The sequence below is a fragment of the Vibrio sp. 10N.247.310.17 genome (assembly GCF_041466605.1).
GTDB classification, from domain to species: Bacteria; Pseudomonadota; Gammaproteobacteria; order Enterobacterales; family Vibrionaceae; genus Vibrio; species Vibrio tasmaniensis_A.
Genome location: NZ_JBFSTC010000174.1, coordinates 1 through 4,070 on the forward strand (window position 1 = coordinate 1; position 4,070 = coordinate 4,070).

Below are 4,070 nucleotides of genomic sequence, written 5' to 3' on the forward strand. Positions count from 1 at the left end.
ACATAAGGCAACAAGCCCTTACTCGAACTTAATGGATGTCAGTGAAAGGAGTGAGGAGGCACGACAAGCGGCAACGAGGAAGAATGACGAGGCGCAGGCGTTTAGGATTGCAGCGATATCCTTTTAGATAGGGACTGTAGAGAGGCACACCCTGGGGCGGCACGGAGTGACTCATCAGGGTGATGCCACTCTTAGGCCATAGGTGAAAGATACCAGCGAAAAGCCTTGCCCAAAGGGTAACGCCCAGGTCCACCACAGTTTTTAAGATAGTGAATTGCTAAAAAATAAAAAAAGGGGGGTTTTTCCCCACAAACACCAAAAGAAATAATTTACCCAAAAATGGTAAAACAACCTTTACATTGGTAAAGCCACTGTTAGTATGTATATATATTTATCTTTCATGGAGTTATAGATATGAACGTCGTCCTACAGTCAATTAGACAAACCGCAATAAACATGAACCAAGAGCAATCGCACTTAGAAGAAGCGCTTAAAACGCAACTAAGAATTAACGTGACAGATGAGGACTTGGTGGATGGTGTTGACCGTCTAATTTACAACCACAGTTTGAATAAAACAGAAGTTATAAAACAGCTTCGCACCACTAAACCGACGTTCAAAAAGAAGCTGACTGAGGCAGAAGAACTTGGATTAATTGGAGAGCACACATCACAAGGAAAAGCGCACCTTTACACTAATGATCAAGTACACATACTCATGGAACACTTTGGCGCTCCTAAATTTCACGAGCACCACGACAGTAAACTAATCGTTGTCACAAACCACAAAGGCGGTACCGGTAAAACGAGTACGACTTTAGCCTTAGCAACGGCCACCGCATTGGATTTAGATCTAAATGCTCGCGTATTAATACTTGATCTTGATCCCCAAGGCTCTGCGGGACAAGGCACAATGCAAATCGCAGAAGACAGTATTTACGTTACCATGACAGATATTCTTCTAGCAGAGTTTGAGCCAGACAATGAAGATAATGCTGTGAATGCACTATTGAAAAATGGCTATACGATTGAAGAGATAATTAAGCAGTGCGCGTTTTCTACACACCTTAGTAATTTATCTGTGATTACCGCTTTCCCAAGCGATGAACGCTTTGTAGATACTTATTGGCAGCTTGATGAAAATGAGCAAGTACGCTTATTACGTAAGTTTTCAGAGGTTGTACTGCCAATCCTAAAAGAAGTATTTGATGTTATCTTTGTAGATATGCCACCCCAAGATAGCCCTATCACATGGTCAGCATTAGAAGCAGCCGAAATGCTGCTTGTTCCGGTGACACCTCGCTACTATGACTATGCTTCAACCACGAATTTCATGAGCAACCTTTCAGATCGTCTAGAGTCACTCCCATCTATGGGTAGTAATTTACAGTGGTATAAACTGGCAGCAGTAAACTATCAAGAATCAAGCAAACCCGAATACGACACGTTCCAAAAACTCATGCGCTCTGTGCGTAACAACCTGATGACGTCGACCATTGCACACAGTGATGCGTTTACCGCTACAGCTAACATTGGACGAACTGTCTTAGATATAAAAAAGTCAGAAGAAGTCTGTACCAGCAAGCAATTTGATGTGGCAGTGAGCTCAGTGAATTTATTTTATAAACAGTTCAAGAATGAATTGATTCAATTAGCAATTAAATAGGCAGAGCTATGAAACGTCCAAATAAGAAAGGCAATTTATCGATCGGTTCTGGTTTAAGTTTATCGAATAAAAATGCACCAATGATAAAAACAATTAAGTTTGGCCAGACTGACTATAAGGCTCGTCATGTAATCATTCCGTCCGCAGAGCTTGAGAGTAAGACCATAGCTCACCCTCTAAATACCCGCCACCAAGAGTCTTTGACATTGGAGGCCGTAAGAGACATTTACCCAGAAGTATTAGCAGAGGGTATCAAACAAGAGGGTGTAGCGTACTTCAACAAAGAACTAGAACGGTATGAACTTTTTGATGCTACACGTCGTCGTTTTTGTGGAATCAAGGCAGGACGAGATTTACCACTATGGGTCTTGGATGAACTGCCAAGTGCGAAAGACATTGCGGCCTATGTTGAACTAACGCAAAAGGTTAGATTTTTTTCATGGCGTGAGGTAGGTATGAAATACCTAAATTATGCAGAAGAACAAGGTATTAGTTCTGATGATTTGGTTCAAATCGGAAAAGAGTTTGGTGTCAGCATTGTCACTATTCGAAAAAAACTCAATGCTGCAAAACTAAACAAAGCACTAATCGAATCATTCCCTGATTGCGAAGGTATTCCGACTACGTTCTATACAAGACTTGGAAAGATTGAACGAACCCTCGCCAAAACGAAACTTAGCGTTGAAACCTTTGTTGAGAATGAACTGGCCTCATTCAATACCAAAGCTACCGATGTTTCTGATATTCAAGCTAAGTTACTTGAGTATTACGAGACGAAATTAGAACTTTTGGTTGATGATGAGTCTAAGCCTCAACAGAAGGTTGAGGAGTTAGCGATTTACGGAAACAAGAATACTTATGCTCGATTAAAAACCAGTGCTGACGGGCGTAAAAAATCATTTGAATTTTCCCGCTTACCGAAAGAACTAACCGAGGATATAGAGTCGTACATCAGACAAAAACTGAGTAAAAACAATTGAAACCTCCCCAAAAGTAAAAAATGCCATCGCCCCTTTTATCATAAGGGTTCATGGCAAAGGGACATAAAAAAAAGGGGGGTTTTTCCCCGTAATTATCACAAGAAAAGACGTTCAAAATGCCATCAATACTCAGCCTTACATTTCAAGTTAAGAATTGCGGGTAGACCTACAAACATATAAAACTCAAATAAACCCTCAGTTTATTTATTAGCTGTGAAACGCCTCAAATGTGAGGCGTTTTTTGTGTTTGAGAACGACAAAGACTCTTAAACATAGCTGGAGAAAGGGACCTTATCCGATGACTAATTACCTTCTAGCTGCAACTTTTCATACATTTCAACTACAGTTAGATAATGATGTCAGCAATATTCGCTATCTTTACTGCAGTTTCCCCTAAAGCTTGTATACGCATTTTTAACTCTGCCTGACTCAGGTTTTGTTGTGATGCTCTGAGCACAACCGCTTTTAGCTTTTCATATTCAACAACATTAATCTCTGGATTGATTTTTTTTAAATCTGAAATTGAAAGCCCAGATAACTTGGTAAGTTCAGAGCCATATGTTCCATTGAACGTTTCTTCTATAGCTGAGAAATCATCACTAAGTAACCTTTCTAATTCTTCTAATTTACTCATGTTAAAACCTTTTATTATTTGATATTTAGTTTTTCGATAGCGTTTTGAAGCTTTTCTTTTGCGCCTTCAACACCGCCAATATCATCTAGTTCTTTCTGACTTTTATTAGTCAGCTCTGCTATTTCATCAGAAGCGATAGCCAGCTTGGTTGCGATAAAGTTATTTACATCTGTTTCAATCCCTATTTCGCTCAATAACTCATTTTGAGTTTCATGAACTTTAGCTATAGAAGATAAATGGCCGGTTACAATTGAATTCGCTTGATGAATTGCTAAATAAGATCGATTAGTTGAGGCCAACAGATCTCTTTCTTGCCCATTAAGATTATCAAGTAATAGCTTACGCTGCCTATCAACAGACTGAGTTACTTGAGAGACGAGCACTTCCATTGCTCCAATAGCAAGTTCTTGTTGTTTAGAGCTTGAAGATGCAGATAGTCCCTTAGATATCATATCTATAAATGACGTTTTTCCACTGGCCTGACGAATACGGTCTTTCTTAATCGCTTCTTTGATGGCATAAGGCATATAAACATCATCTATAAACTCGTTCACATCAGCTCTCATTCGGGAATGGCTTTGTTGCGTAATTCAGTTTAGAGACAGAGCCGCCCGTTTTGCATGCTTTTTAGTCAATACGACAAGTTTCAGGCATACCTAGCCTAGTGAGCTTATTCAACGCTTTTATCATCGCGTAAGTTTCACCCACCTGTGCATTGTAATTTCTTAAGCTCAACCGTCCTCCTAGCAACTGTTTAACTCGATACATCGCTGTTTCTGACAATGAACGTT

The 4,070-nt window shown here is 39.8% G+C and carries 4 protein-coding genes and 1 pseudogene; 2 read left to right on the plus strand and 3 right to left on the minus strand.

All coding sequences use genetic code 11. From position 1 onward, the window contains the following. Positions 1 to 414 precede the first annotated feature (414 nt). Positions 415 to 1,665, plus strand: coding sequence for a ParA family protein (locus AB6D80_RS24335; protein WP_371691517.1), 1,251 nt, complete (start codon positions 415 to 417; stop codon positions 1,663 to 1,665). An 8-nt stretch (positions 1,666 to 1,673) separates the two neighbouring features. After that, positions 1,674 to 2,645: a ParB family protein gene (locus AB6D80_RS24340; RefSeq protein ID WP_371691516.1), complete on the plus strand. Its 972-nt coding sequence runs from the start codon at positions 1,674 to 1,676 to the stop codon at positions 2,643 to 2,645. 346 nt (positions 2,646 to 2,991) lie between these two features. Here the strand turns inward: AB6D80_RS24340 and AB6D80_RS24345 are convergent, their stop codons facing one another. The 3 genes and pseudogenes from AB6D80_RS24345 to AB6D80_RS24355 form a co-directional block, all read right to left on the minus strand. After that, positions 2,992 to 3,279, minus strand: coding sequence for a hypothetical protein (locus tag AB6D80_RS24345; protein ID WP_016767519.1), 288 nt, complete (start codon positions 3,277 to 3,279; stop codon positions 2,992 to 2,994). 14 nt (positions 3,280 to 3,293) lie between these two features. Further along, entirely contained in the window at positions 3,294 to 3,833 is a 540-nt protein-coding gene (locus AB6D80_RS24350) for a hypothetical protein (protein ID WP_371691515.1), read from the minus strand. Positions 3,834 to 3,906: 73 nt separating this feature from the next. After that, a pseudogene (locus tag AB6D80_RS24355) lies at positions 3,907 to 4,070 on the minus strand (IS5/IS1182 family transposase); the annotation flags it as partial.

Coding starts and splice junctions, on each gene's coding strand:
- AB6D80_RS24345 (WP_016767519.1), bottom strand. CDS start 3,279: ATGAGTAAATTAGAAGAATTAGAAAGGTTACTTAGTGATGATTTCTCA.
- AB6D80_RS24335 (WP_371691517.1), top strand. CDS start 415: ATGAACGTCGTCCTACAGTCAATTAGACAAACCGCAATAAACATGAAC.
- AB6D80_RS24340 (WP_371691516.1), top strand. CDS start 1,674: ATGAAACGTCCAAATAAGAAAGGCAATTTATCGATCGGTTCTGGTTTA.